Origin of the sequence: Collinsella sp. LCP19S3_D5, assembly GCF_052121415.1 — a bacterium.
In the GTDB taxonomy this organism is placed as follows: domain Bacteria; phylum Actinomycetota; class Coriobacteriia; order Coriobacteriales; family Coriobacteriaceae; genus Collinsella.
This window is the reverse complement of the sequence record NZ_JBQKEH010000007.1, coordinates 1-25,678: the sequence shown is the minus strand read 5'-3', so window position 1 is coordinate 25,678 and position 25,678 is coordinate 1. Positions and strand designations below refer to the sequence as shown.

Below are 25,678 nucleotides of genomic sequence, written 5' to 3'. Positions count from 1 at the left end.
ACGCGACAGCAACCATAGACATGCCAGAAGGGCCGGGGTTTAGATCCTGGCCCTTTTCGTATAGCCGCTCGCCAACGATTATTGACCTCACGACCGGCAAGCAGCGATTTTCCCGTTTCAATTCCGCTTCGTCGCTTGCAATCCCCAGGGGGGTTTCGCATAATAGCAGTTAAGCTTCGCGACGGAAAACGCAGATGAAACGAACCATATACCGTTGCTTTGGGGCTCAGGCCCCGCTTCATCTTCTCTCGCGCAGCCAACTGAATGACGCGATTTGGGTGCTGGAAGATGGGGAGAGCTCATGGCTTCTTCTGATGCAACACAACGAGCAGTCCTTGCCGGACTTTCCTGCGGGATCGGCCTTGCCGCACCCGTGGTCGTGTATGCCGCTACACTGCCGTTTTCGTCAATCAACGAGACGGTTATCGCGGGTGCTGTTCCCTTTGCCGTGGGCGCAGTGGCCGGCGTGGGTATCTATGCCGCCTCGCTGGGTATCTCTGAGTATCGTGCGGAGCACGATGGCCGCCTGTTTGAGCCCGATGCCGTGGGCGGCGCCGCTCAGTTTAGTCGGACCTACAACGAGTTCAAGACCGCCTCGATTCCCGCTCAGCAGGAGGAGGCCGCTCCCCGGGCTGCTGCGCCTGTCACTTTGGACGAGCAGGGTCAATCCTCTTCGCTTCTTTCCGGTCTGACCGGCGCGTTTCAGCGCCGTCATGCCGATGATGGCGTTCCGACCATCGCCCGTGCCGCCAATGCCATGGACGAGGCCGATGCCTGGGCTATGATCGATAGCATGCTCGACGACGATTCGCCGGTTAGCTGCGATCCCGCTCGCTCGCGCGATGTCTACCAGGTCGCAATTGACGAGCTCACAAACGGTGAAAAGACCGGCTCCTATAACCGCGACGACATCGCTGCTGCCGCACGTGCCGTTTCGGGCTCTCATGCCGCTCCTGCGGGCAGCACTGCAGCTTTCGTGGCGCTTGTGGCCAACGCTGCCAACAATGCCGCCTATAACGGTGCTGCGTCGGCTGCGTACGCCTCTGCCGCGGCGGCCGCTTCGACCGGTCAGCAGGGCGCAGCTCAGCCGGCTCCTGTCGCCGACCCCTTTGCCGATGAGCCCCTGGTTGTCGACGAGGAGACCATAGCCGCTCGTCGTGCTGCCGAAAGCTCGCTTTGGGGCGCTTCGGCCCAAATGCAGGCCGCGGAGGCGGTGCCGTACAACGCCAAGCTCGCCAGCATGCCCATCATTTCCGATGCCAAGGGTGTGGATCTCGCCGATTTGGACGAGCCCGCCGCCATCACTGCTTCTATCGATGCCCAGAATCGTGTGGATACCGACAGTCTCCCCGATGCCTCCCTCGAGGAAGATATCCCCATGGCCGATTATTCGGGCCACGAGGACATGTGGGCCGCCGCTATGGCGATCATGGCCGAGGTCGCCGAGCCCGCCCCCGCGCCGATGCCCACGCCTGCAGCCTCACCTGTCTCGGTTGCTCCCGTCTATGTCGGCCGCCACAGCTCCGTGTTTCCCGAGGATACCGCGCGTATCTCGCGCGAGGGTATCGAGCGCGCCGAGGCTATCGCCGCCGGTGTTATGGAAAACCGTCGCCATGAGCGCGTCAATCAGATCCTTGAGGAAGAGATCGAGCGCCTGCAGTCCTCTACCGCCAAACGTACGGGTCGTGCTTATTTGAGCGTTATCGAGGGCGGTACCGCCAGTTTTACGCCACTTCGTGCCGAGGCCTAGTTCTGCATGATTAAGATCGATCGTAAGTGGGCGGTTGCGGCCTGCGCCATGGTGTTGCTGATCTGGGGCAATTCACTGGTTCCCGGCACGGGGTCCGGCTCACTGAGCTTGGCGATCATGGAGAACGTCCGCGGGTTTTTGCATAGCTTGAGCCTGCCGTATGAATGGGTAACCAACTTTGTCGTCCGCAAGTGCGCACACTTTACCGAGTATATGGTGCTCGGTGTTTTGGTGACACATGCCTTTGATATCGAGGGTCGACGCACTTTTGACAGACTGCTTCCCATGGTGGTTTTTCTGTTGCTGGTCCCCTCAATCGACGAGACGATTCAGTTATTTGTGCCGGGGCGCGCCGGCATGATCACCGACGTGATGATTGATTGCTGCGGAGCGGCTACCGGCGTCGTGCTCCGATATCTCCTCCGATCGCTTGTATGCACCAGAAAGGCCGCCTAGGACGTTTTGCTTGGTCCTAGACGGCCTTGTGCGTTTGGGGGCCCTGCAGGACGCGATAGCGTTGTCTGCGCGTTAACGGGCCCGGCAATACCGTGTGTCGTTGGTGCACCTTTTACTGGAGCGCCTGTGCGCCAAGGGCCAGACAGCCCATGATGCCCTGCTTACCCTCGAGGCTGTTGTTGACAATGTAGGTATCGATGTCGTTGACCTCGGGCGTGACGATATAGCCGTTGAGCATCTCGGCGCACTTTTTGCGGGCGAGCGGCACGATGGGGGTGTGGTCGGCTACGCCGCCGCCGATGATGATCTTTTGCGGCGCATAGCACAGCGTGTAGGTCATGAGCGCCTGTGCCAGGTAGCCTGCGAGCAGGTCCATGGCCTCCGGGTCATCGGCCATGTCTCCGGCGCTTTTGCCATCCCAGCGCTTTTTAATGCCGGGGCCTGCGATGAGGCCCTCGAGGCAGTTGTCGTGGAAAGGGCAGCCGCTGTGCTCGCCGATGGTGTCGCGCGGATCGCGTGTGACCAGGATGTGCCCTGCCTCGGGATGCATCATGCCGTGCACGAGCTGGCCGCCCGAGAGCACGCCGGCGCCCACACCGGTGCCGATGGTCAGATACACCACGTCGGTGAGGCCCTGGGCGCAACCAAAGCTGACCTCGCCCAGGCAGGCGACGTTGACGTCGGTGTCGTAGCCACAGGGAATATTGAGCTCGTTTTGGATGGTGCCCAGCAGGTCAAAGTAGCGCCATGCCGTCTTGGGCGTCTCCAAGATCTTGCCGTATTGGGGCGAGGCAGGGTTGACTGCGGTGGGGCCAAAGGCGCCGATGCCCAGCGCGGCGATGCCCTTGTTTGCAAACCATGCGTTGACGGCCTCAACGGTCTCCTGCGGGGTCGTGGTTGCGATCTGCTCACGCTCCAGAACCGTACCGTCTACATAGCCCGTGGCACAGACCATCTTGGTGCCGCCGGCCTCGAGCGCTCCAATAAGCTGCTGCTCTGCCATAGTATTCCTCCCCCTGGGACGAGTTGCTCCATGACTAAAGTATAGCGCTTTAAACAAATTAAGAAAGCGCTATAAAAGAAGCCCCACAACGCGCGTGCGGTGCGGGGCTTCTTTGGGTGCTTTAGTTGCCGGGCCGTCCTTACCCGCGCGGCTTGATTTTATCGCGTAGCGACTTGAGGTTCTCCAGCGCCGCGTTAATCGTCTCGTCTCGCTTGGCAAAGTGGAGGCGAATCAGATGGTTGACGGGCTCACGGAAGAAGCTCGAGCCGGGCACGGCGCCCACGCCCACCTTAGACGCGAGGTCCTCGCAGAAGTCGAGGTCGCTGTCATAGCCAAACTCAGAGATGTCCATCATGACGTAGTAGGCGCCCTGTGGCACGTTATGCTCAAGACCAATGCTATCGAGCCCCTGACAGAACAGATCACGCTTGGCCGTGTAGAGATCGAGGACCTCCTGGTAATAGCTGTCGTCGAAGTTGAGGGCGGTGACGACGGCTTCCTGCAGGGGAGCGGCGGCACCCACAGTGAGGAAGTCGTGGACCTTCTTGATGCGCTCGGTAATCTGGGCCGGGGCGATGGTGTAACCCAGACGCCAGCCGGTGATGGAGTACGTCTTGGACAGCGAACTGCAGCTGATGGTGCGCTCGAACATGCCGGGCAGTGTGGCCATATAGACGTGCTCGTGGGGCGCGTAGACGATGTGCTCGTATACCTCGTCGGTGATGCAGTAGGCGTCGTACTTTTTGCAGAGATCGGCGATAAAGGTGAGCTCATCGCGCGTAAAGACCTTGCCGCAGGGATTGGAAGGGTTGCACAGGACGATGGCCTTGGGGTCGTTGTCGCGGAAGGCCGCCTCGAGTGTCTCGCGATCAAAGTCGAATGTGGGCGGGTTGAGCGGCACGTAGATGGGCTCGGCACCCGAAAGGATCGTGTCGGCGCCGTAGTTCTCGTAGAACGGCGAGAAGATGACGACCTTGTCGCCGGGATTGGTGATCGTCATCATGGCAGCCATCATGGCCTCGGTGGAGCCGCAAGTGACCACGATGTTCTGGTTGGGGTCGATCGGTATGCCCATAAAGTGCTCTTGTTTGGCGGCAAGCGCCTCGCGCATGGCCTGGGAGCCCCAGGTGATGGAGTACTGGTGGTAGAGCGGTTTGGGATCGGTGGCGATGGCGCCCAGGCTCTTGAGTAGCTGCACTGGGGGATCAAAGTCGGGGAAGCCCTGCGAGAGGTTGACGGCGCCGTACATATCGGAGATGCGCGTCATGCGGCGGATGACCGAATCGGTAAACGTTGCCGTGCGATTGGAGAGTTCTTTCATGCCTGTCCTTTCGAACATCGGGGTGGGGCAAGTTTACTCCTATGGAACCGGTGGGATTTGCTCGAAATGGATCCGAAAAACTCTTTTCAAAATTCTTGAAAATTGGGGCTTGCGTCGCGTGGCGTTCCTTGCAATAATAGTCGAGCGCGAAGCGCACAGGACACGGTGGGTGTAGCTCAGTTGGCTAGAGCGACGGGTTGTGGTCCCGTAGGTCGAGGGTTCGAGTCCCTTTACCCACCCCAGTTCTTGCTTCGTGTTGATATCGGGTCGTTAGCTCAGTTGGTAGAGCAGGGGACTCTTAATCCCAAGGTCCAGGGTTCGACCCCCTGACGGCCCACCACACGATATCTCCTCTAAAGTCCGCCACTACGGACTTTAGCTTTGGGTCGTTAGCTCAGTTGGTAGAGCAGGGGACTCTTAATCCCAAGGTCCAGGGTTCGACCCCCTGACGGCCCACCAAAGCATGTTAAGACGGTCAGCGAAAGTTGGCCGTCTTTTTTGTTGACCTCGCATGGGGTCGAACCCGAAAGGGCGCGGAGCTGAGGAAATGCGTGAGCATTTACCAGCGCAGCGCGCAAGGCGCGAAGCGCCTCAGCGGCCGCCTGCGCAGCAGGCTGACCCCCTGACGGCCCACCAAAGCATGTTAAGACGGTCAGCGAAAGTTGGCCGTCTTTTTTGTTGACCTCGCATGGGGTCGAACCCGAAAGGGCACAGATGCTTTACAAGTCGAGCCTGCCCTGGGGGTCGGTGAATCCGTCTGTGCCCTCCTTGAGTTTTTTCTCGTCTGCTTTCACGCGACGTTCGAGCTTCTTTGTATCCTCGGCAGGCGGTAGATTCTCGGGGACAATTCCACGGTCGATGAGGCTACCACGTACGCTTGTGTTATTCTCGACGTGCTCTTGCTTGATCTGGTCCAGACCGTACAGGTCGTGTTCCTCGGCGTTGAAGGCCGTCATCGAGTTCGTAAGGTCCTTTGCTTTGATGAGGACATCGGCTAATCTGTCCGCTAATGCCGCGCTCTTGGGTACGCCGAGCTCCTGCTTCATTTCCGCCGTGCTTCTGCCGCCGAATAACGCTTCATCGCCCATCGACTTGATGATCGCGAATCCTTTGGAGTCCACGCCGCGTTTGAACGCAATACCCGAGAGCTGTTTCTCTGAATCGGATAGCGAGTGGCGCGCCTGCAAGCGCTGAATCTCTGCGAAGCGCTGTTCTATGAGCTCTTGGCGGCGCGTCTGCACGGCAAAGTATGCCTGGGCGAGCGCGATCTCTGGCTTGTTTGAATCTCCGTTCTGTGCGATTAAATAGCATGCATAGCGAGTAAGTTTGTAGTCTTTAACCGCGCGAGCGGCGACACCGGCTGTTACCATTTTCGTGGTATCACGAAAATGGGAATCAACTGGAGTTTTGTTTGTTTCGCACGAGACTTTTGCCCTCTTAACAACTTCGGCGAAGTTCTCCCATCGAGTGTACCCCATGGGTTCCATTAAATCGCGTGCGAGCCAATACTCAACGCCGTCTTCCACATTGGCGGAGCTATCAAGTTTGACACGCCACTTCTCGATATCACGACTGTCCATATCTCCTCCCCGCTGGTCTATTGTCTGTGCGGGCTTTGCCTGCTCTGTATTCAGAATAAGGATACGCTGCCGTGCGGACACGAATGGACCCCGTGCCACCTCGAGCTCACGGGGCCCATAGATATCGATTAGTTGTGTTCTGCTTTAGATGAGTGTCCAGTTTAGTCCGCTCGATAGTGCGATCCGAGGCTTTCGGTCCGTTTGCGCATGGCTTTGACCATTTCCTGTGCTAGTTGAATCTGCGATTGCAGGCGGGCGAGGGCTGCGATTTCGCTGTCCTGAGCTTTCTGTGTGCTCAAGGTCGTTGCCTCCGTCTTCAAGCCCTCAAGCTCGTGTAGTGCCTTGGATAGGCCCCCTTCGGTGCGGTTGATCATGCAATAGGTACTCATCGTATGCTTAAGGCCGCGGGTCAGGCGCTCGGCGTCTGTTGTGGCAATGCCATACTGGGGGAGGGCGACATCCGCCTTTGGGAACACCTCAGGTGCATTCTGTGCTGCTTGGGCTGCCGAGGCGCCCGCGATGCGCCCAAACACGATGCCGTTGGCGCTTGACAGGCCACCAATGCGATCGGCCCCGTGCATGCCGCCTGTCGCCTCGCCGCAGGCATAGAGGCCCTCAACGCCCGTGTATGCGGTCTTGTCGATTTTGATGCCGCCATTGGCGGCGTGGGCATACATCGCCACACGCATCTCGTCGGTCGGCGCGATGCCGTGCTCGTCTTGTAGCCAGGTGGCAAAGGTCTGCACAAACTCGGGGACGTCCTCGCGGGGGAAGTCGTAGTGGAGCGCCAGACCTTCGGCACCCGCTTGATCGATGGCAAGATCGATGGCGCGGGAGGCCAAGCGCGAAGTGAAGGGACCATATCCGGAGCGTTGCTCAAGTAGATCGTCCAGCTTGTCGTCGGCGATATCGACCGGCTGGTCTACATGTACGTAGCGCCAGGTCTTCTCGTTAAAGACAAGGTTGCGCTTGGGCTCGACGAAGCCCGGCATCATCTGCATGAACTCTATATTAGTGAGCGTTGCGCCGTGTGCCAGCGCGATGGCCTGCGAGGAGCTGAGCACGTCGGCGGAAGTGAGACTTCGCTCGAACAGGCCACCCGTGCCGCCCGCAGCGATGATAGTGGCCTTGGCTGCCATAGGTACGAGATGCTCGTTTGCGCGATCGTAGAGTACGGTGCCGATAATCTTTCCGGTCGTGTCCTCAACAAGGTCGATTAGCTCGTGGCTGGGGAGTAGGCGAATGCCGAGAGACTTGATCTGGGCCGTACACGCGTCCTCAAGGGGCTTGCGGATGAGGCCGCGCCAATTGCGTGCCTTATGGTCAAAGCAGGGGATAAATTGCTTTTGCAGGGCGCTCTCGGCGCTTTGCGGGCGTTGGAGCTCAACACCTAGATCCTGCTCGAGCCATTGGATGGCCTGGGGAATGCCGTGGACGAACGTCTGGACGAGCGTAGGGTCGGCGACGCCGCCGCCGACGGCTTGGATGGTGTCGATGAGATCCTGTTCGTCGTCTTCGTTAACGGGACCGATGAGACCTAGGCCCCAGGTGCCCGGGAAAAAGCTCGATCCGCTCATGGTCTTGCCGGCGCTTGCGACGGCAACGGTCGCGCCCGCGCGCGCCGCTTCTATGGCGGCACAAAGGCCCGCAATGCCAGATCCTATTACCAGTACATCAGTCGATTCCATCGGATTCCTTTCTCGTCCGGCGCATTGTCGCATGGGTGATCGACTAATGCGATGCAAAGGCCGCGCTATTCGGTAAAGGGCGAATATGGCAGGTGGACGTTATGGACGCTCTGACGCTCCATCTCATCACATCTCGTATTTCGTCCCAACTGATATATCGGCATCAGCAACCCTGCGGCAGTGCAAACAAAAAGAGCCGCTACCCGGGTGGATAGCGGCTCCAAAGCTCAACTATATGAGCATCGCGCGGGCGCGATTAGGCCTTGAGGGCCTCCTCGACGGCGACAGCGCAGGCGACGGTGGCACCGACCATGGGGTTGTTGCCCATGCCGATGAGACCCATCATGTCGACGTGCGCAGGCACGGAGGAAGAACCGGCGAACTGGGCGTCGGAGTGCATACGGCCCATGGTGTCGGTCATGCCGTAAGAGGCAGGGCCGGCGCCCATGTTGTCCGGGTGCAGGGTACGGCCAGTGCCGCCACCAGAGGCGACGGAGAAGTACTTCTTGCCAGCCTCGATGCGCTCCTTCTTGTAGGTGCCAGCGACGGGGTGCTGGAAGCGCGTGGGGTTGGTGGAGTTACCGGTGATCGAGATGTCGACGTTCTCGTGCCACATGATGGCAACGCCCTCACGGACGTCGTCGGAGCCGTAGCAGTTAACGGCAGCACGGGGACCATCGGAGTAGGGGATGGTCTCGACGACCTTGAGCTCGCCCGTGTAGTAGTCGAACTGGGTCTTCACGTAGGTGAAGCCGTTGATGCGGGCGATGATCTGGGCGGCGTCCTTGCCCAGACCGTTGAGGATAACGCGCAGCGGCTTCTTACGAGCCTTGTTGGCGTTCAGAGCCAGGCCGATAGCGCCCTCAGCGGCAGCGAAGGACTCGTGGCCGGCCAGGAAGGCGAAGCACTCGGTGTCGTCGGAGAGCAGCATGGCGCCCAGGTTGCCGTGGCCCAGACCGACCTTGCGGTCCTCGGCGACGGAGCCGGGAACGGTGAAGGCCTGGATGCCCTCGCCGATGATGGCGGCAGCCTCAGAAGCGTTCTTGGCGCCACGCTTGACAGCGAGAGCGCAACCGAGGGTGTAGGCCCACTCGGCGTTCTGGAAGGCGATGGACTGGGTGTTGTTGACGATCTCACGCGGGTTGAAGCCCTTGTCGGTGCAGATCTGCAGAGCTTCCTCGAGGGAGGCGATGCCGTTGTCGGCGAGGCACTTGTTGATCTTGTCAGCGCGGCGCTCGTAACCTTCGAACGTAACAGTCATAGTTATTTCCCTCCCTTTCTACTCGTGAACCGGGAACACGCTGGCGACGGAGTGAGTCTCCTCGTCGGTGCGCGGGTCGATGTACTTGGCAGCGTTCTCCCACTGACCATAGTGGCCCATGGCGCCAGCGATGGCCTCCTCGGGAGTCTTGCCGGCCTTGACGGCGTCGGTGAACTTGCCGAGGTTCAGGAACTCGAACGCGATGATCTCGTTCTTGTCGTTGAGAGCCATGCGGGTGACGTAGCCCTGAGCGAGCTCGAGGTAACGAGCGCCCTTGGCCTTGGTGCCGAACATGGTGCCGACCTGAGAGCGAAGACCCTTGCCGAGGTCGTCGAGGGAGGCGCCCACGGGCAGGCCGCCCTCGGAGAACGCGGTCTGGCTGCGGCCGTAAACGATCTGCAGGAAGATCTCGCGCATAGCAACGTTGATGGCGTCGCAGACGAGGTCGGTGTTGAGGGCCTCGAGGATGGTCTTGCCGGGAAGGATCTCGGAAGCCATGGCAGCAGAGTGGGTCATGCCCGAGCAGCCGATGGTCTCAACGAGGGCCTCCTCGATGATGCCGTCCTTGACGTTCAGCGTGAGCTTGCAGGCGCCCTGCTGAGGTGCGCACCAACCCACACCGTGCGTAAGACCGGAGATGTCGGAAATCTCCTTAGCCTGGACCCACTTGCCCTCCTCGGGGATGGGTGCGGGGCCGTGGTATGCACCCTTGGCAACGGGGCACATGTTCTCCACTTCCTGTGAGTACTGCATGCCTCTCCTCTCTATCGTGTTGGCGTCCCGTCTGGAGGTCGTGGCTGGTGATTGCCGGGCGACCCTTCGAAAGGGACATGACATGCAGCCCCTATAATACCGCGAAATGCACGGAATATTCGGCGAACGGCGCAGTTTTCGTAACGAGAAGCGCGGAACTTTCAATTGAAACGATTTAACAAGCTTGGTTGCGGTTATGCGATACGTTATAGGGGGTCAGTTCTGGTCAAGTTATTGGTTAGTTCTTGCCCGTGTTGCGGTGTCTAGCCTGTGGTTATGATGCCATTCGCCGTCGGTTTGCCGCCTTTTACCGTCGACGGGTGCCATTTTGCGTGAATGTTTTGATGGCACGTTTCAATCGTGATGTATTGGATGGTAAGCATGTCCCGGCGAAGGGAGCGCCATGCAGCGTGTTTGGAAAACGATCACCGGTTTTTACCATGTCTGTGCCCGCGGTATGGGCAGTCAGCTGATCTTTGAGAGCGACGAGGACCGGTGGGAGTTTTTGGAGCTGATGCGCGACTGCTGCCGCGATGCCCAGGTAACGATTGTGGCGTGGTGCCTCATGGGCGACCATGTTGATCTGGTACTTCTGGATTATGAGGACAACATGAGTGCAGCCATCCAACGCCTGCTGTTGACGTATGCTCGTCGGTTCAATAAGCGTACCGGGCGTTCGGGCTGCCTGTTCCGGGAACGTTTTGAGCGCTGTTCGCTCGATACCGACCGGCAGGTGATGGAGGCTGTTCGCTCCGTTCACGCCGATCCGCAGGATGCGGGCATCAACCTAATTGAGCGTTATCCCTGGAGCAGCTTTGCGGAGCATCTGCGCGTTTACGACGGCGACGAGGCAGATGCTACGAGGGGATTTTCCGATCCTTCTTGCGTGCTTGAGCTTTTTGGTTCTGCCAAGGCCTTTATTGCCTATTCGCTTTCGACGCCCGACGGCGGCGATCCGGCGATGCGCGATTTGGTAGAGATGGAGTTGGAGCGGCGCGCCTTTGCCGACGAGTTGGCGAAGGGATGCGGGGTTGCGCTCCAGGGGGTTAAAGCGGCGCCGCCGGCGCAGCGCAATATCGTTATTCTTGGCTTGCACGATGCTGGTTTTACGGTGCGCCAGATTGAGCGGTATACGGGGATAAGCAAAAGTACCGCTTCTCGTATTGTGCGCGCCCGTGCTCGAACGGCGGTGCGGACTGATGACAGCCTGGGATAGGGCTGTCTGCCCACTGGGACCATCATTCTAAATGCTTGGACGTTAGCTACACTTCTAAATATGCATAGAATGATTGCCGTCTTGCATAAAACAATAGCTCAGTCCGGTTTTGCCCGTGCCTACCCCCGTCCACGCCGTGCAAAAAGCGGAGTTTTCAGCATCGTAGTGCTGTCGGAACTACTATAACCTTGCAACTTGCGGGCCCCGAGACAATTATTTGTCTGCCAATACGCCCCGAAGCACGCGTTTGCGTCCCCGTAGACCGTAATGCCTGTCCTAAAACGCAATATATACGCGCCCGAAGGCGCTAATTTATGCTCGTGATTTGTATGCACATAGCTTTGCGTGCTGAAAACTCGCAAAAATGCACGCCGCACCCTATGGGACCCGTCTGCGGCAGGCAGGAGGCGAGCCGGAGCCTAGTAGGACGGTGCCTGGCGCTTTGCTCGGCGTGCCCCGTGGCCCTGTGGCAAGCCTTTTGTACTGTGAAAAACGCTTGTGCTTGCAGTTGGCCGTGCGATAAATGACAGATTGGGCGCCGGAAGCGTGGCTGCGCGTGCGCTCGTTATGAAAAAGCCGAGCCGCCCGTATCGGGCGGCTCGGCAATCAAAAACCTTGGATTCGGGGCATCCGTTACTGGTTAGCCTGACCCTCGAGCATGCCGTCGAGGGTGCGCCAGGCGAGCTCGGCGCATTTGACGCGGGCGGGCATGTGTGAGATGTCCTGGAGCTGAGCAGCCTCGTCCAAGTCTTCCAAGTCTTCCTCGGAGAGCTCCTCGCCGCGGATCATGGCAAGGAAAAGCCCTGCCAGACGACGAGCCTCCTCGACCGTTTCGCCCGTGATGAGGTCGGCCATGATGTCGGCGCTGGCCTGGCTGATGGCGCAGCCGTGCCCGGTAAACGAGGCCTCCTCGATTACATCGTTCTCGACACGCAGCTGCAAGGTGAGCTCATCGCCGCAGCTGGGGTTGATGCCGTCGTGCTCGTGCGTGGGGGCATCCATCTTGTACTTATAGTCGGGGTGGGAGTTGTGCTCCATAAACGTGGTGGAGGTGTACAGATTACCCATTGAACGTGCTCCAAACGTGATGCAGGCCGGCGATGAACTTATCGATATCGGCCTTGTCGTTGTAGAAGGCCACGCTGGCGCGGCAGCAGGCAAGGTTCTCGACGCCCAGCCAGGTGAGCAGCGGCTGCGCGCAGTGGTGGCCGGCACGGATGCAGACGCCGTCCATGTCCATGATGCTCGCGACGTCGTGAGGGTGGATGCCCTTGACGTTAAAGCTCACGACCCCGTGGTGGTTGTCCCAATAGATGGAGCCGATGATCTGGACAAAGTCGAGCTGCATGAGCTCGCCCATCAGGTAGTGGACGAGTGCCTGCTCTCGTGCCTGGATGTTTTCGTAGCCCACCGTATTGACCAGGTAATCAAGCGCCGCGCCCGTGGCGAAGATACCGGCGGCGTCCTGCGTGCCGGCCTCGAACTTCTCGGGGACGGGCGCCCAGGCGGCGTCCTGCTCGGTGACCGAATCGATCATCTCGCCACCGGTAAGCATGGGCGGCATGGCGTTGAGCAGATCCATCTTGCCCCACAGCACACCGATGCCCATGGGGCCCATGGCCTTGTGCGCGCTAAAGGCAAAGAAGTCGGCTCCCAGATCGGCCACATCGACCGGCATGTGCGGCAGCGACTGCGCGCCGTCGACGACCAGATAGCCGCCGTACTTGTGAACGAGCTTGCCGAGATTCTTGACCGGGTTCTCGACGCCCAGCACGTTAGAGATCTGACCCACGGCCAGAATCTTGGTCTTGGGGCCAACCTTGGCAAGCACTTCCTCGGTCGTGAGCTGACCGGTCTTGGTGGGGTAGAGGTAGACGAGCTTGGCGCCGGTCTCGCGGCAGACCTGCTGCCACGGAATCAGGTTGGAGTGGTGCTCCATGATGGTGATGACGACCTCGTCACCGGGTTCGAGCACCGTGGGCGCAAAGCTCTTGGCGACCAGGTTGAGCGACTCGCTCGTGTTGCGGGTGAAGACGATCTCGTTGGCCTGGGAGGCGCCGATGAGATCGGCGATCTGCTGACGCACCTTCGCGATGGCCTCGGTGGCCTCGACGGACAGCGAGTACAGGCCGCGCAGGGGGTTGGCGTTCATACGCTGGTAGAAATCGCGCTCGGCGTCGAGCACGCAGGCGGGGCGCTGCGCGGTGGCGGCGCTATCGAGGAAGGCAATCTCGGGGTGTTGTTGGAACAGTGGGAACTGCGCCTTGTAGGGATTGGTCTCGATGTCGATGGTAGGCCAGCCGCGCGAGGCCTCATCGCTGGCGTCGAACTCCATGGGCTCGGGGGCAGTACAGGTATCGCATTTAACGTGCTCGGTGTCGATCATGCGAGCTCCTCCTCAAAGTTATCGATCAGGTTGTTGCCCAAGCGGACGACGGCGGCTCGGATGCGCTCGTCGGCGGCGGAAAGTGCGGCGTCCTCCAGCTTGGCACGGATGAACAGGTCCTCGGCGGCATTTTGGTCAAGGCCGCGGCAGGCGAGGTAGAACAGCTGCTCGTCGCGGACGTGGCCGATGGTGGCGCCATGGTTGCCGGAAACGTCGTCCTCGTCGCAGAGGATGACGGGAACGGTCTTGTTGTCGACGCCCTTGTTGGCCAAGAGCACCGTCTCGCGCTCGGTGCCGACGGCACCCTTGCAGCCGTGCACGAGATCGATGGTGCCGCGGTAGACCTTCTTGGATGTGCCGGTCAGTACACCGTTGGCGTCGATCTCGCACTCGGTCTTGCGACCGCGGTGGCGCAGCTCGTAGTTAAAGTCGCGCACTTGTTTGCGAGCACCCAGGTAATCGGTATCGATCGTCACCTTGGCGGTGTCGCCCAGCAGGTCGCCGGCAAGGCCGGTGGCGCTGGCGCCAGCACCCAGTACGGTGTGCTGCACGTTGACGCGCGCGCCCTCGTCCAGGAACAGGCCGGTGTCGTCGAGCGCGATCCAGCTGTCGTCGAGCGTCTGCGTACAGGCAACGTTGACGGTGGCGTACTCGTGGGCACACACACGCAGCACGGAGCCCACGACGCCCTCGCCGGTAACGGGGGAGTCCAGGGCGATCTGCAGGTCGAGCGTTGCCTGCGGGCGGGCGACGACATCGATGGCGGCGATGGCAGCCGCGGCATCGACGCCGCTCACGCGCACGGTGACCGTGGCACGGCCGTAGGCGGGCACGTCGATGACGATACGCTTGGTGGCATGGTCGGCCAGATAGGTGTAGGCGGCCTCGCCCATGCCGGTCTCGAAGGCCTCGGCGGGGGAGAGTTCCTCCTCGAGCTTGATGGCGCCGGCCTGGTAGACGGAAGTGGCGGGCACGTCGAGCTCGGTCTCGGGTGTGATGCGGGCGCGGTCGGCGGCGTCGCCGGGGGCTGAGGTGCGTCGCTCGGGGAAGCGCTCGGCCATGGCGTCCATGGCGGCGTCGAAGGCGTCGGCCGCGCCATGAATCTGCTCGTCCAGGCCCTCGACCTCAACGGCCTCGGCGGGAGCGGAGGCAAGTTCGTCCGAAAGCTCGAGCTTGGTCTGGTTCATCTTGAGCCAGCCCCATGTGGCGGCCGGCATCGCGTTGACGCCCCCGATCTCCTGCAGCACGCCGTCTCGGGGCTCCGACCCTCCTCGCGTACCTTTAGTACGCGTCGTCGGGCTCGTCGCTCCCGATACGTCGCACTGCAGAAGCTCGGATGACGTAAATGCGTTCGGCGTGTTGGTGGTCTGTTTCATTATCCGATCGCTCCTTCCATCTCGAGCTTGATCAGGTTGTTCATCTCGACGGCGTACTCCAGCGGCAGCTCCTTGGAGACCGGGTTGGCAAAGCCGTTGACGATCATGGTGCGGGCCTCTTCCTCCGAGATGCCGCGGCTCATCAGGTAGAACACCTTGTCGTCGCCGATGCGGCCGATAGTTGCCTCGTGGCCGATGTCGACGTTCTTGGCGCGGATGTCCATGGCGGGGATGGTGTCGGAGCGGCTTTGGTCGTCGAGCATGAGCGACTGGCAGCTCACGGTTGCCTTGGAGCCCTCGGCCTTGGGCGTGGCCACGATGGAGCTGCGGAAAGTCTGGATACCACCGCTCTTGGAGATGCCCTTGGTCTCGACGGTTGCCGAGGTATCGGGCGCGTTGAGCACGACTTTGCAGCCGGTATCGAGGTTCTGGCCGGCGCCGGCAAAGGTGATGCCGGTAAAGCTCGAGCGGGCGCGGCGGCCGTTGAGCACGCTCATGGGGTAGAGGTAGCCCACATGGCTGCCGAAGGAGCCGCTGATCCACTCGATGTCGCCGTCCTCGTCCACGCGCGCACGCTTGGTGTTGAGGTTGTACATGTTCTTGGACCAGTTCTCGATGGTCGAATAGCGCAGGTGCGCGCGCTTGCCCACAAAGAGCTCCACAGCGCCGGCGTGGAGGTTGGCCACGTTGTACTTGGGTGCGGAGCAGCCCTCGATAAAGTGCAGGTCGGCGTCGTCCTCGACAATGATGAGCGTGTGCTCAAACTGGCCGGCGCCCTTGGCGTTGAGGCGGAAGTAGCTCTGCAGCGGAAAATCGAGCTTGGTGCCCTTGGGCACGTAGACAAACGAGCCGCCCGACCATACTGCGCCGTGCAGGGCCGCAAACTTGTGGTCGGTGGGCGGGATGAGCGTCATAAACTTCTCGTGGATGAGCGGCTCCCACCGCGGGTCGTGCAGGGCCTCCTCGATGCCGGAGTAGACGATGCCCATCTTGGACGCGGTGTCCTGCATGTTGTGGTAGACGAGCTCGGAGTCGTACTGCGCGCCGACACCCGCCAGGTAGCTGCGCTCGGCCTCGGGGATGCCCAGGCGCTCAAAGGTGTTCTTGATGTCGTCGGGCACCGACTCCCAGTCGTGCTTTTGGTCGGTGTTGGGCTTGACGTAGGTGACGATGTTGTCCATGTCCAGACCCTCGATGGAGGGGCCCCACGTCGGGTCGGGAAAACGATTGAAGATCTCGAGGGACTTGAGGCGCAGGTCGAGCATCCACTGCGGCTCGTCCTTTTTGGCGCTGATCTCGCGCACGATGTCGGGCGTGATGCCGGCGTCGAGGCGCTCGAATCCCTCCTCGCCATAGGTAAAGTCGTAGAGGCTGCGGTCGATGTCCGCGACCTCGGTGCGGTTCTTGGTCATTGCGTCGCCCCTTTACGCCTGCTGCTCGGCAGCGACGGCCTCGGCCTGGGCGCGCTGCTCGGCGGCCTCGCGCTCGAAGGTCTCAAAGCCGTTCTTGTCGATCCAGGGGATCAGCGAGGCGTCGTCCTCGCGCACGATGTGGCCCTTGACCATAACGTGGACGCGGTCGACATCCAGGTGCTCCAGGATGCGCGTGTTGTGCGTGATGATGAGCATGGAACCGTTGCAACTCTTGCGGTAGGCGTCCATGCCGTGGCTGACGGTGGACAGGGCGTCGACGTCCAGGCCGGAGTCGGTCTCGTCCAGGATGGCGAGTTTGGGCTGCAGCAGCAGAAGCTGGAGCATCTCGACCTTCTTTTTCTCGCCGCCAGAGAAGCCTACGCCCAGCTCGCGGTTGAGGTAAGCGGTATCCATGTTGAGCTCGGCCGCGAGCTCCTTGACGCGACGGCGGAATTCCTTGCCCTTCATCTCCAGGCCGGGGCGGCCGGCGATGCTGGCGCGCAAAAAGCTCGACAGCGGCACGCCCGGGATCTCGACCGGAGCCTGGAAGCTCAGGAACAGGCCGGCGCGCGAACGCTTGTCGGTGGTGAGCTCGGTGATGTCCTGGCCGTCAAAGACGATGCGCCCGTTCTGCACGGTGTAGACGGGATCGCCCATGACCAGGTGGCCGAGGGTGGACTTGCCGGCGCCGTTGGGCCCCATCAGCACATGGGTCTCGCCGGCGGCGACGTTGAGGTTGACGTTGTGGAGGATGGTCTTCTCGTCCACGGAGGCGGTCAGACCTTCGATGGAAAGCAGCGGATTTGCGCTCATGCTGTCCCTCTCTGTTTATGGTGTACTCATAGGTGTACTAAACCCTAGGAATCTTCTCGGAATAAAGTTACTATGGGTTCGGCGTTAGTCAAGGGAAAACCCGACTAATCCACTCGACTTTTCAGATGTGGGACATAATAGTCGGGATCGTCTGTCCCACACGCTTGGCATCGGGGGCAAACTCTGCTGATGATTTGGTCTTAAGCGCAACGGGAGGGTAGGTATGCTCATTTCTTCTAAGGGCCGCTATGCCCTCCGTTTGATGATTTATATCGCGGCGCTCGGTGACGCCGAGGGCAAAATCGCCCTGCGCGAGATTGCCGACCGTGAGCATATTTCGCAAAAGTATTTGGAGCAGCTGGTCCGTCCGCTTATGAAGGCGGGCCTGCTCAAGAGTGTGCGCGGTAAAGGCGGCGGCTATATGATGGCCGTGGACCCGGCCGAGGTGCGAGCCGGCGATATATTGCGTGCTGTCGAGGGCAGCACGGCGCCCGTCGCATGCGATGGCATCGATAACAACTGCACTCGCAGCGATCTGTGCTCTACTGTGAAGTTCTGGCGCGGCCTGGACGACGTGATTGAAAAGTACGTCGACGGCGTGACGTTGGCCGACTTGGCGGCCGTGCCCGAGATTAACTTCGATATCAAGCTGTAACTCGAGCGCAATTCCTCAAGATTTCGCGGAGGGCGTTACCGTTTGTCGAGTTGTTGTTGTACGACATCGGTCTTGCTGCGATACTTAAATCTATCTTTGCAAACTGCACTTTAACTACACCAATGCAAGGAGGATCTTATGCAGCCCAAGCATTCTGCGATTGTTGCCGGATTGACGCTGGCTCTTTCGTTTGGCGCCGTTGCCGCGCCCGCGCCCGCTGCTGCGGATGAGCCCACGCCGGGCGTTGCCTCGGATGCCACCGATATCGATAAGGGTCTTTATACCCAGCAGTCTTTCTCGGGCGTGCTGAGGTCGGTCCAAGGCGTCTCGTTTGTCAATGTGACCAGCGAGATGAAGTACTTTACCAAGTATGAGAGCCACGGCAACTATAACCAGGGCTTTTCGTACGGCGATGGTTACAACGCTCTCGGTTACTACCAGTTCGATCGACGCTGGTCGCTCGTCCCGTTTATGAAGCAGGTCTATAACTACAATCCTGCCAAGTACGGCATGCTTAAGTCTGCAATTGACCGCGGAGGCGATATCTCCAACGCAAGCAACCCCATGCATTCGAACGGTCAGCTGACGGATCTGGGCCGCATTGCACAGGAGGCCTTCCAGGGCGCCTATAACGCCGATCCGGCTGAGTTCTCGGCGCTGCAAGATTCATATGCATACAACTCCTATTACGCGGTGACCGAGGCCTGGCTCAAGAGCGCGCTTGGTATTGATATCTCTGGCCGCGCCGATTGCGTCAAGGGTATGGTGTGGAGCATCACCAACATGTGCGGCACCTATGGCTGCCAGGACTTTTTCCGCTGGGCAAATCTTACAAACGATATGACCGACCGTGAATTTGTGACGGCGCTTTCCAGCAGCGTGGTCAATAACGTTGCCCGTAAGTACTCGAGCCAGCCGCAATATCACGAGGGCTGGAAGAACCGTTACAAGAACGAGCTTAAGGATTGCCTGGTCTATATTACCGAGGACGAGGCCGCGGCGACGCCGCCGGTCGAGCCTGAACCCGAGCCTGAGCCCAAGCCCGTGACTCCAGCGCCTAGCCAGGCGCCCGCCGCTCCCGTTGCTCCCTCTGGGCCTAGTGCCGATACCAATGGTGCTGACGAGGATACCGTCGATGCTCCTTCATACGATGCCGGAGCAAGCGACGGAAATGGCGATGTCGCATCGGGCGGCAGCGCGGGGTCTGCCTCGCCTTCGAATTCCGCAGATGCTGCGGCAGGGTCTGGTTCTTCCGCCGGTGGATCGACTGCCGGTTCGAGCGACTCGTCGACGAATGGCAAACCCTCTGCGAGCGAACAACTTGGCTCCATGTTTGGCTCCTCGCTGATGGTTGACATCAACAGCAGCTCGTCTTCCAAGAAGGATGGCTCCGACCAGGGCGCTACGGAAAAGACCGAGGATGCTAAGGGCGATTCGAAGGACGAGGGTTCTAAGGGGTCTGATTCCGACAAGGGCACGGAATCAGACGGTGCGGAATCGAAGGATCCCCGCCTTGGTAAGGATGGCAAGCACACGGACGACAATGGGTCCAAGGGCCTGGTTGATGATGCCGCCGACCAGAACCAGGGTAAGACCAAGGTTGTGACTGCTTCAGCCACGACGACTGAGTCCTCTAAGGGCAGCATGCCCAAGACGGGTGACTTGATTTTGATGGCGAGCCTTGCCAGCGCGAGCTTGGCCACATTGGGCGCTACGTCTATTGTGAGCGGTAAGCATAAACTTGACCAGCAAAACAAAGACGCTGCGGAGAAAGACGCCCAAAAGTAGGCTCTCAGCGAGTTTTTTGCCTTAGGGATTGAAATAGGGGCCCGATGCGATAGCACCGGACCCCTATTTGTTGCGAATCGTTTTGTTATGCCCCCCTTATGGAGTCATTTCTACCGTTACCCGAATCATTTGTTGAACAATAAAATTGTTATCAAGATGGTCGCTAAAATGGCATCGTTATTATAAAAGGGGAGATAAAACGGTGTCTGAACAGGCAATGTATGATATTGATAACACCTTTGGCGTGAAGTTGCTCAATCCCGTCGGAAATGCTGTTCTGCCGATTGATATTCACGATTTTGCCGACGCCGCCGATCATTGTGTTTTAGTTGATAAGACCATGTTTATTGCCGATATCTTAGATTGCGAATCGACTGTGGCGCTCTGTTGTCGGCCTCATGGTTTTGGCAAGAGTATGAACCTCTCCATGCTCAAATGTTATCTGGAGCGTCCTGTGCCCGGCTCGTCGAGCGTGAATCTGTTCATCGGTAGCCAAATATGGGACGCAGAAGATGGCATCTATCGTGATGAGTATGCACGCTATCCGGTCATTGCTTTGGATTTTTCTGCTTCCTCCTATCGAGGCGCCGATGCCGAGGCCGCCATGCGCGATGTCGTCGCTCGTGAGTGCGCTCGTCTGTTGCCGCTGTTGGATGTTCCCGATTTAGCGCGCGGCGACGTGCGCCATATCGAGCGCGTAGCGCGCGGTGTTGCCGGTTCTGATGAAATCGATTCGGCTCTTGGCGTGTTAATCGAGCTCCTCCGTATGGCATGTAATGAACAGGTTGTGCTGCTGGTTGATGGGTATGACGCGGCGTTTTCGAATCATATGCAGGTGCAGGCCGCCTATGGCTCGTGCTTTATCGAGTTGCTTGACCGCCTGCTCTTTGACGTCATTGTCTCCTCTACCGATTCTTTGCGGCTGGTTTGCTTGATGGGGGAGCGACCCGGCCCCGCACGGGCGGCACTTGCGCATCGCAACTGCCCGTATTGTTTGGCTTCGCCCTTGTCGAGCTGGTGCGATTGCTGGTTTGGTTTTTCGGATGCCGAAAACAGGGCGCTGCTAGATTACACTGGTCAGAGCGACAGACTGGCTTGCGCGCGCGAATGGTTCGAAGGCTACCGGTTTGGCGGGTTCTATTGTTCGAACCCGACGCGTGTGGTTGAGTTCTTGGCTCGGGGCTGCCTGCCGCCAACGCGCTTTGACGTATGTTGCTATGCCGATTGTCTGAACGAGACTGTGGGCGCCTGGGATTTAAGATGGCTTGCGGCAATGTTTGATTTGCTTAATCCGTATGGCTGTGCTGAGGCGCCGCTGCGCATAGACGCCGTGAAGCCTGATGCCGGGACAGCGGAAGGTGTTTGGACCGATTTGTATTTGAGTGGACTCCTGACGACAGATGCGACCGATCACCAGACGGACGGCAGTCTGCCCCGCGCCCTGCGCCTTCCCAATAACGAGCTCCGGTATGCGCTGCGTCTTGTGATTATCGAATGGTTCGAGTGCGCTGCCGAGAGTGCCGAGACTATCGATGATTTCCAAGAGGGTCTTTGCCGCGGAGACGAGCGTGCAGTTAGGCGAGCTTTGGACGCAATTATTAATGACTTGGGCGTCGATGGAGACGAGTCGGATTTGCTGCTGGCTTTTCGTTTGGCACTGCAGGGTCTTTGTTTTGGGTTGCCTGGGTATGCCGACCCCGTTACAAAACGAGCGCACGGTTCGGAGCTTGGGGGTTTCCAGGTGTTTCCGACCGTCAATACCTTTGATGCGGCGGATACGCTTGGCATATTGGATAGCCGCCCGCTGATCTCGGTCAGCATGCTGTACGACCCCGATGTCGATGCGTTGGGCTTAGAGCTTCTGTCAGTACAGGCATTGCTCGATATCGAGCGGAGCGGTCTCGACGACATTCGCGTGCCACGTCCTGCCGTGGGCCGCATGCGCTGGGGGTTTGGCTTTGATGGACAGCATGTGTCCGTAGTATGCCAGCGGCTGTAGGGGCGGGCGTATGAGCAGTTTTTTAGCGGTTAATACCGCTGTGCTAGGATTAAACAGTTCTGATTTGCGTTCCCAAAGGGGTTTAAGTGCCGAGCAATTTGCATTCTGATGAGCGTATAGAGGTCTCAGTTATTGTTCCGTGTTTTAATACGGCACAGTATCTCGATCAGTGCCTGACGAGCATCGAGGCCGATGACCTTGCATCGCTTGAGGTTATTGTCCTTAATGATGGCTCGACTGATAACTCACTGGAAATCATGAGGCGCCACGAGGAAATTGATTCCCGAATTCGCGTTATTGATAAGCCGAACCAGGGATATGGTGCTACGGTCAATCGTGGTATTGAGGAGTCTCGAGGTGCATATATTGCCATTGTCGAGCCCGATGATTACCTTAAGCCTGGTATGTATGCACGACTGATGGACCTTGCCCATGCATACGGAGAGCCCGATGTTGTGAAGTCGGCATATTGGCGTGTGTGTATGCCCGGTACTCCACAGGAGAACGTATGTCACTGCGCCTATTACAAGCGAATTAATACAAAGAAGCAGCCGTTTACGTTGCGGGATAATCCTCGTCTGATCCAGCATCACCCTTCCATTTGGAGTGCAGTTTACAAGCGTTCGTTTTTGGATGAGTTTGGAATTCGCTTTAAAGAGGTGCCCGGTGCCGGATGGGTGGACAATCCCTTCTTGATTCAAACACTTGCTCAGGCTCGCTCGATTGTGTATTCCGATGATTCGTTTTATTGCTATCGTGAAGATCTTCCTACGTCGTCTTCGGCTAAAAAAGCAAGCGATCTCCCTATTGTTCGTTGGAATGATATGGCAGATATCGTTGATGAACTTAATATTTCCGACAAGGGGATTCTTGAGTCTTTCTATACCATTGGTTTTAGGTATGTTGGTGGCCTTGTTGAGCAGGGGGCCTTTGAGGATCCGGCACTTAAGGCTCGCTGTGCGGCATTGTTTAAACGCATGAATCCTGAAATCGTTTCGGGCATGTCGCACATCAGCGGTGCATTTAAGCAGACATACTCCCAGCTCACCGGTGTAGTTGTTTCGGCCAATAAAGTGGCATATGTCGCCTATCTTGCCTCGGAGTTCGTCTATTCGTTGCGCATTAATGGCTTTGGGTTCGCTTTCTCGCGTATCGGTTTGTTTGGCAATCGTCGAGCTGCCGAAAAAGGGGAGCGCCGCGATAAGACTAGTGCCTAACGAAGCTGTGAGAGTGGATTATTGATATGACAGACAAGAAGCGAATTGCCATCTATACGCAAGATGCCAAGCTTGGCAATGAGGTCAAGGGCGCAACGCGCTATGTATATCTTGCAACGTTGCTGCATGAACATGGCTATGATGTCGATTTTATTACTTCGGGATTTCAGCATTGGGAAAAACGTCAACGCGACGTTGAACACTTTAATGCCGGGACTGACGCCTATACAATTCGATTTATTGAGGAACCGTTTTACCCCAAGAACATGTGTCCCCAGCGTATCTGGGCACATCACGTCGTTGCCAAACGTGTATCGGAGTATTTCGATTGGCATCATGATTACGACTTGATTTACTGCCAGATTCCACCCAATGATGTTGCCAGGGAAATTGGTAAAGCTGCTCAAAAGTTTAATATCCCGTTTGTGGTCGATGTTAATGACCTTTGGCCTGAGGCCTTCCGTGTGGCGTTCGACGTCCCCGTTCTTTCCGATATCTTGTTTGCGCCGTTTTATCGACAGGCCAAAGCCGTATATCAGATGGCCCATGCCATTGTTGGTACTTCGGATGAGTATCGCGAGCGTGGTCTGCGTGATGCACGAGCTGGCATTCCGAGTGAAACCGTTTATGTCGGCAACCAGCTATGTGAGTTTGATGCCGGCGTTTCTGTGAATGCTCCGCAGATTGATAAGCCTGCTGGTGATATTTGGGTTTCCTATGCCGGTACGTTAAGCGCGTGCTATGACCTGGAGACGTTGGTTAATGCCATGGCGTTGGTACAGAAATCTCATCCCGAAGCTAAGCTTCAAATTTTGGGCGATGGCTCGGAACGTGAGAATCTTAAGGCCGCAGCGCAATCTTGCGGTGCTTCTGTAGCCTTCCACGGCTATTTGCCGTATGACCAAATGGCTGCTTGGCTGTCCAAGAGTGACATTACGATCAACTCGCTGGTGGAGAAGGCCGCTCAGAGCATCGTGACCAAGATTGGTGACTATCTTGCCGCCGGAAAGCCTATGGTCAATACGTCGTGCAGCAAGGAGTTTAGAGCAAAAGTTGAGGCCGATGGGTTTGGTGTAAACGTTAAACCCGGAGATGCCGAAGGTATGGCTAGGGTCCTTATTGACCTTATTGAAGATTCGTCTCGCCGAGCGCAAATGGGGGAACGAGCGCGAGCCATCGCAGAAGAGCAGTTTGATCGTCCGCACTCGTATCTCAAGACGGTGCGGTTGATTGAGGGGCTTATTGGCTAGGACTTCTGGAGGGACATAATGTTTGAGCCGCGAAATATCTTGGTAACCGGCGGCTGTGGGTTTTGTGGCTCTGCATTTGTCCGCTACGTGGTGAGCAATATCCCGGATGTTCATATAACAGTGCTGGATAAACTTACCTATGCCGCGAATCCTGACAGCATCGCTGGGTTTCCTGAGGACAGAGTGAAGCTTGTTGTTGGCGACATCTGTGACTCAGACCTCCTTAATCAAGTTGTTCCTGGACACGACTCAATCGTGCATTACGCTGCCGAGTCTCACAACGACAATTCGATTGCCGACCCTGAGCCTTTTGTAAAAACGAACATTGATGGTACATATCGGCTTCTCGAAGCCGCACGTACGCTCAATGTGAGGTTCCATCACATTTCGACTGACGAAGTGTTCGGAGACCTTGCGCTCGATGACCCGCGTAAGTTCACCGAGGAGTCCCCCTATCGGCCGAGTAGTCCGTATTCCAGTTCCAAGGCGGCCTCTGACATGCTCGTGAGGGCCTGGATTCGTACTTATGGCCTACGTGCAACGATTTCAAATTGCTGTAATAACTACGGTCCGCACCAGCATCCCGAGAAGTTCATCCCGCATTCCATTGCATGCATTAAACATAGTGAACGCCCCAAGTTGTATGGCGACGGTCTTAATGTGCGCGATTGGATTCATGTTGAGGATCACGCCCGTGCCGTTTGGTCTATTTTGACTAAAGGGACGGTTGGGGAAACGTATCTTATTGGTGCTAATTGCGAACGCAGCAACCTCGAGGTTCTCAAGACTATTCTTAGAGCAATGGGTAAGGGCGAGGATTACATTGGCTGGGTGAAGGATCGTCCGGGGCATGATCGACGTTACGCCATAGATGCGAGCAAGCTTCGGTGCGAACTCGATTGGATGCCAATTCACAATGATTTCGCAGCAGAGGTTTTACGGCTATGTTTTAGTGAATGACCTCTTTAACGAACGCTCACATTACCTCATTAGTAACATCCTGCAATTGTTTACTAAATAGATCTTAATTGGCGAGCTGTTTATGGCTTCAACCTGTTTAGAAATAAACTATGCGTGGGCGATGCGTTTATATAATGACTTAAGTCGTATAGAAGGGATTTAAATTGTCTGATCGTTTATATAGATTGCGAAGTTGCCCTCTTTCAAAAAGAAAGACCATTTGTCGTGCTGGGCTGGGTATTCTCGCGATATCCACTCTCCTTGCGTTTCCGTGCAAAGCCTTCGCTGCTGAAGCACAGCCTTCGCCCTACGCCACTCAGCCTGAGGGCGGCTTCGTTGTTTCTTCTTTGGTTACGGATGAAACGTGGGATTCAAGCCATTATCCTGAGCTTGATGTATCTGCGAATCTTGCCTCCCCGTCCTCATCAGATTTGGAAGACGGCAACAGTACCACTGATGACGGTGCTTCTGATAAGGTTCAGTCGGAGTCTAAAGATACGTTTTCTTCAGACGATTCGGAAGAAGGCAATCATTCCTCCAGTCAAGACAAGGGGTCTGATAGTAATCGGACCGAATCCGATGCCGACGTTGATTCGCCGACCGCTCCTTCCGACGAGGACTTAGCGGAAGTTTCGGCGGCCGACGGCTGGAATAAGACCGATAGCGGAACATATTATTACCGTGACGGCGCCATGCTCTACGGCGAGCAGAGGGTCGAGGGCCGCTGGTACAACTTCGACCGCGTCACAGGCGCCATGTCGACCGGCCTGACCGACCTGGGCTACAAGACCGTG

General features: G+C 58.0%; 21 protein-coding genes and 3 tRNA genes. 13 read left to right on the top strand and 11 right to left on the bottom strand.

All coding sequences use genetic code 11. The features are described 5' to 3' along the window. Positions 1-301: 301 nt before the first annotated feature. Together ACTQXO_RS04270 and ACTQXO_RS04265 are read left to right on the top strand one after the other, a co-directional pair. Entirely contained in the window at positions 302-1,750 is a 1,449-nt protein-coding gene (locus tag ACTQXO_RS04270) for a hypothetical protein (protein ID WP_441033022.1), read from the top strand. Between the two features lie 6 nt (positions 1,751-1,756). Next, complete coding sequence (locus tag ACTQXO_RS04265) at positions 1,757-2,206, top strand: VanZ family protein (RefSeq protein ID WP_441033024.1); 450 nt, start codon at positions 1,757-1,759, stop codon at positions 2,204-2,206. Positions 2,207-2,318: 112 nt separating this feature from the next. Here the strand turns inward: ACTQXO_RS04265 and ACTQXO_RS04260 are convergent, their stop codons facing one another. Then, positions 2,319-3,209, bottom strand: coding sequence for an ROK family protein (locus tag ACTQXO_RS04260; RefSeq protein ID WP_427796042.1), 891 nt, complete (start codon positions 3,207-3,209; stop codon positions 2,319-2,321). A gap of 139 nt (positions 3,210-3,348) precedes the next feature. After that, entirely contained in the window at positions 3,349-4,530 is a 1,182-nt protein-coding gene (locus tag ACTQXO_RS04255) for a pyridoxal phosphate-dependent aminotransferase (RefSeq protein WP_441545476.1), read from the bottom strand. A 165-nt stretch (positions 4,531-4,695) separates the two neighbouring features. Between ACTQXO_RS04255 and ACTQXO_RS04250 the strand changes: the two genes are divergently transcribed. The 3 genes from ACTQXO_RS04250 (at position 4,696) to ACTQXO_RS04240 (ending at position 4,989) form a co-directional block, all read left to right on the top strand. After that, a tRNA-His gene (locus ACTQXO_RS04250) sits at positions 4,696-4,772 on the top strand. Positions 4,773-4,794: 22 nt separating this feature from the next. Then, a tRNA-Lys gene (locus ACTQXO_RS04245) sits at positions 4,795-4,870 on the top strand. A 43-nt stretch (positions 4,871-4,913) separates the two neighbouring features. Beyond that, positions 4,914-4,989 (top strand) — tRNA-Lys (locus ACTQXO_RS04240). A gap of 260 nt (positions 4,990-5,249) precedes the next feature. On the opposite strand, the gene dinD is transcribed toward ACTQXO_RS04240, so the two are convergent. The 4 genes from dinD to ACTQXO_RS04220 form a co-directional block, all read right to left on the bottom strand. Then, positions 5,250-6,110: a DNA damage-inducible protein D gene (dinD, locus tag ACTQXO_RS04235; RefSeq protein ID WP_441545475.1), complete on the bottom strand. Its 861-nt coding sequence runs from the start codon at positions 6,108-6,110 to the stop codon at positions 5,250-5,252. A 161-nt stretch (positions 6,111-6,271) separates the two neighbouring features. Further along, a complete protein-coding gene (locus ACTQXO_RS04230; RefSeq protein ID WP_441545474.1) occupies positions 6,272-7,798 on the bottom strand; it encodes an FAD-dependent oxidoreductase in 1,527 nt (508 codons plus the stop codon). Positions 7,799-8,054: 256 nt separating this feature from the next. Then, entirely contained in the window at positions 8,055-9,059 is a 1,005-nt protein-coding gene (locus ACTQXO_RS04225) for a GGGtGRT protein (protein WP_154518278.1), read from the bottom strand. An 18-nt stretch (positions 9,060-9,077) separates the two neighbouring features. After that, positions 9,078-9,812, bottom strand: coding sequence for an iron-sulfur cluster assembly scaffold protein (locus tag ACTQXO_RS04220; RefSeq protein WP_006235554.1), 735 nt, complete (start codon positions 9,810-9,812; stop codon positions 9,078-9,080). 403 nt (positions 9,813-10,215) lie between these two features. On the opposite strand from ACTQXO_RS04220, the gene ACTQXO_RS04215 reads away from it, so the two are divergent. Then, entirely contained in the window at positions 10,216-11,028 is an 813-nt protein-coding gene (locus ACTQXO_RS04215; RefSeq protein ID WP_441033038.1) for a transposase, read from the top strand. A 633-nt stretch (positions 11,029-11,661) separates the two neighbouring features. Here ACTQXO_RS04215 and sufU read toward each other — a convergent pair. Genes sufU through sufC form a run of 5 tightly spaced genes read right to left on the bottom strand, consistent with a single transcriptional unit; the run spans position 11,662 to position 17,015 of the window. Then, on the bottom strand, positions 11,662-12,096 hold the full coding sequence (sufU, locus tag ACTQXO_RS04210; RefSeq protein ID WP_441033041.1) for a Fe-S cluster assembly sulfur transfer protein SufU: 435 nt from the start codon (positions 12,094-12,096) through the stop codon (positions 11,662-11,664). Continuing rightward, positions 12,089-13,414, bottom strand: a complete 1,326-nt coding sequence (locus tag ACTQXO_RS04205; protein ID WP_441033044.1) for an aminotransferase class V-fold PLP-dependent enzyme — start codon at positions 13,412-13,414, stop codon at positions 12,089-12,091. The genes sufU and ACTQXO_RS04205 overlap by 8 nt, the downstream gene beginning before the upstream one ends. Beyond that, positions 13,411-14,790 carry a SufB/SufD family protein gene (locus ACTQXO_RS04200; protein ID WP_441033046.1) on the bottom strand — a complete coding sequence of 460 codons (1,380 nt, stop codon included), beginning with the start codon at positions 14,788-14,790 and terminating at the stop codon, positions 13,411-13,413. Before ACTQXO_RS04200 ends, ACTQXO_RS04205 begins: the two co-directional genes overlap by 4 nt. Further along, complete coding sequence (gene sufB, locus ACTQXO_RS04195) at positions 14,790-16,202, bottom strand: Fe-S cluster assembly protein SufB (RefSeq protein ID WP_154518287.1); 1,413 nt, start codon at positions 16,200-16,202, stop codon at positions 14,790-14,792. The genes ACTQXO_RS04200 and sufB overlap by 1 nt, the downstream gene beginning before the upstream one ends. 12 nt (positions 16,203-16,214) lie before the next feature. Then, the gene (sufC, locus tag ACTQXO_RS04190) at positions 16,215-17,015 is read right to left on the bottom strand and encodes a Fe-S cluster assembly ATPase SufC (RefSeq protein WP_441033050.1); all 801 of its coding nucleotides are present in this window, start codon (positions 17,013-17,015) and stop codon (positions 16,215-16,217) included. A 223-nt stretch (positions 17,016-17,238) separates the two neighbouring features. On the opposite strand from sufC, the gene ACTQXO_RS04185 reads away from it, so the two are divergent. The 7 genes from ACTQXO_RS04185 to ACTQXO_RS04155 all read left to right on the top strand — a co-directional run. Continuing rightward, the gene (locus tag ACTQXO_RS04185) at positions 17,239-17,670 is read left to right on the top strand and encodes an RrF2 family transcriptional regulator (protein ID WP_154518293.1); all 432 of its coding nucleotides are present in this window, start codon (positions 17,239-17,241) and stop codon (positions 17,668-17,670) included. Between the two features lie 138 nt (positions 17,671-17,808). After that, a complete protein-coding gene (locus tag ACTQXO_RS04180) occupies positions 17,809-19,458 on the top strand; it encodes a hypothetical protein (protein ID WP_441545473.1) in 1,650 nt (549 codons plus the stop codon). 202 nt (positions 19,459-19,660) lie between these two features. After that, complete coding sequence (locus tag ACTQXO_RS04175) at positions 19,661-21,457, top strand: AAA family ATPase (RefSeq protein ID WP_441545472.1); 1,797 nt, start codon at positions 19,661-19,663, stop codon at positions 21,455-21,457. An 86-nt stretch (positions 21,458-21,543) separates the two neighbouring features. Continuing rightward, positions 21,544-22,674: a glycosyltransferase gene (locus tag ACTQXO_RS04170; protein ID WP_441545471.1), complete on the top strand. Its 1,131-nt coding sequence runs from the start codon at positions 21,544-21,546 to the stop codon at positions 22,672-22,674. A 26-nt stretch (positions 22,675-22,700) separates the two neighbouring features. After that, on the top strand, positions 22,701-23,924 hold the full coding sequence (locus tag ACTQXO_RS04165) for a glycosyltransferase family 4 protein (protein WP_441545470.1): 1,224 nt from the start codon (positions 22,701-22,703) through the stop codon (positions 23,922-23,924). Between the two features lie 18 nt (positions 23,925-23,942). Beyond that, a complete protein-coding gene (gene rfbB / locus ACTQXO_RS04160; protein WP_441545469.1) occupies positions 23,943-24,884 on the top strand; it encodes a dTDP-glucose 4,6-dehydratase in 942 nt (313 codons plus the stop codon). A gap of 164 nt (positions 24,885-25,048) precedes the next feature. Then, on the top strand, positions 25,049-25,678 hold a 630-nt coding region (locus ACTQXO_RS04155; RefSeq protein WP_441545468.1), incomplete at its 3' end, for a hypothetical protein.

Bases quoted from the DNA above. Each gene is read 5' to 3' on its own strand.
- ACTQXO_RS04270 (WP_441033022.1), top strand. From the start codon at position 302: ATGGCTTCTTCTGATGCAACACAACGAGCAGTCCTTGCCGGACTTTCC.
- ACTQXO_RS04185 (WP_154518293.1), top strand. From the start codon at position 17,239: ATGCTCATTTCTTCTAAGGGCCGCTATGCCCTCCGTTTGATGATTTAT.
- rfbB (WP_441545469.1), top strand. From the start codon at position 23,943: ATGTTTGAGCCGCGAAATATCTTGGTAACCGGCGGCTGTGGGTTTTGT.
- ACTQXO_RS04255 (WP_441545476.1), bottom strand. From the start codon at position 4,530: ATGAAAGAACTCTCCAATCGCACGGCAACGTTTACCGATTCGGTCATC.
- ACTQXO_RS04260 (WP_427796042.1), bottom strand. From the start codon at position 3,209: ATGGCAGAGCAGCAGCTTATTGGAGCGCTCGAGGCCGGCGGCACCAAG.
- ACTQXO_RS04165 (WP_441545470.1), top strand. From the start codon at position 22,701: ATGACAGACAAGAAGCGAATTGCCATCTATACGCAAGATGCCAAGCTT.
- ACTQXO_RS04205 (WP_441033044.1), bottom strand. From the start codon at position 13,414: ATGATCGACACCGAGCACGTTAAATGCGATACCTGTACTGCCCCCGAG.
- sufU (WP_441033041.1), bottom strand. From the start codon at position 12,096: ATGGGTAATCTGTACACCTCCACCACGTTTATGGAGCACAACTCCCAC.
- ACTQXO_RS04200 (WP_441033046.1), bottom strand. From the start codon at position 14,790: ATGAAACAGACCACCAACACGCCGAACGCATTTACGTCATCCGAGCTT.
- dinD (WP_441545475.1), bottom strand. From the start codon at position 6,110: ATGGACAGTCGTGATATCGAGAAGTGGCGTGTCAAACTTGATAGCTCC.
- ACTQXO_RS04225 (WP_154518278.1), bottom strand. From the start codon at position 9,059: ATGACTGTTACGTTCGAAGGTTACGAGCGCCGCGCTGACAAGATCAAC.
- ACTQXO_RS04180 (WP_441545473.1), top strand. From the start codon at position 17,809: ATGCAGCCCAAGCATTCTGCGATTGTTGCCGGATTGACGCTGGCTCTT.
- ACTQXO_RS04220 (WP_006235554.1), bottom strand. From the start codon at position 9,812: ATGCAGTACTCACAGGAAGTGGAGAACATGTGCCCCGTTGCCAAGGGT.
- sufB (WP_154518287.1), bottom strand. From the start codon at position 16,202: ATGACCAAGAACCGCACCGAGGTCGCGGACATCGACCGCAGCCTCTAC.
- ACTQXO_RS04230 (WP_441545474.1), bottom strand. From the start codon at position 7,798: ATGGAATCGACTGATGTACTGGTAATAGGATCTGGCATTGCGGGCCTT.
- ACTQXO_RS04215 (WP_441033038.1), top strand. From the start codon at position 10,216: ATGCAGCGTGTTTGGAAAACGATCACCGGTTTTTACCATGTCTGTGCC.
- ACTQXO_RS04265 (WP_441033024.1), top strand. From the start codon at position 1,757: ATGATTAAGATCGATCGTAAGTGGGCGGTTGCGGCCTGCGCCATGGTG.
- sufC (WP_441033050.1), bottom strand. From the start codon at position 17,015: ATGAGCGCAAATCCGCTGCTTTCCATCGAAGGTCTGACCGCCTCCGTG.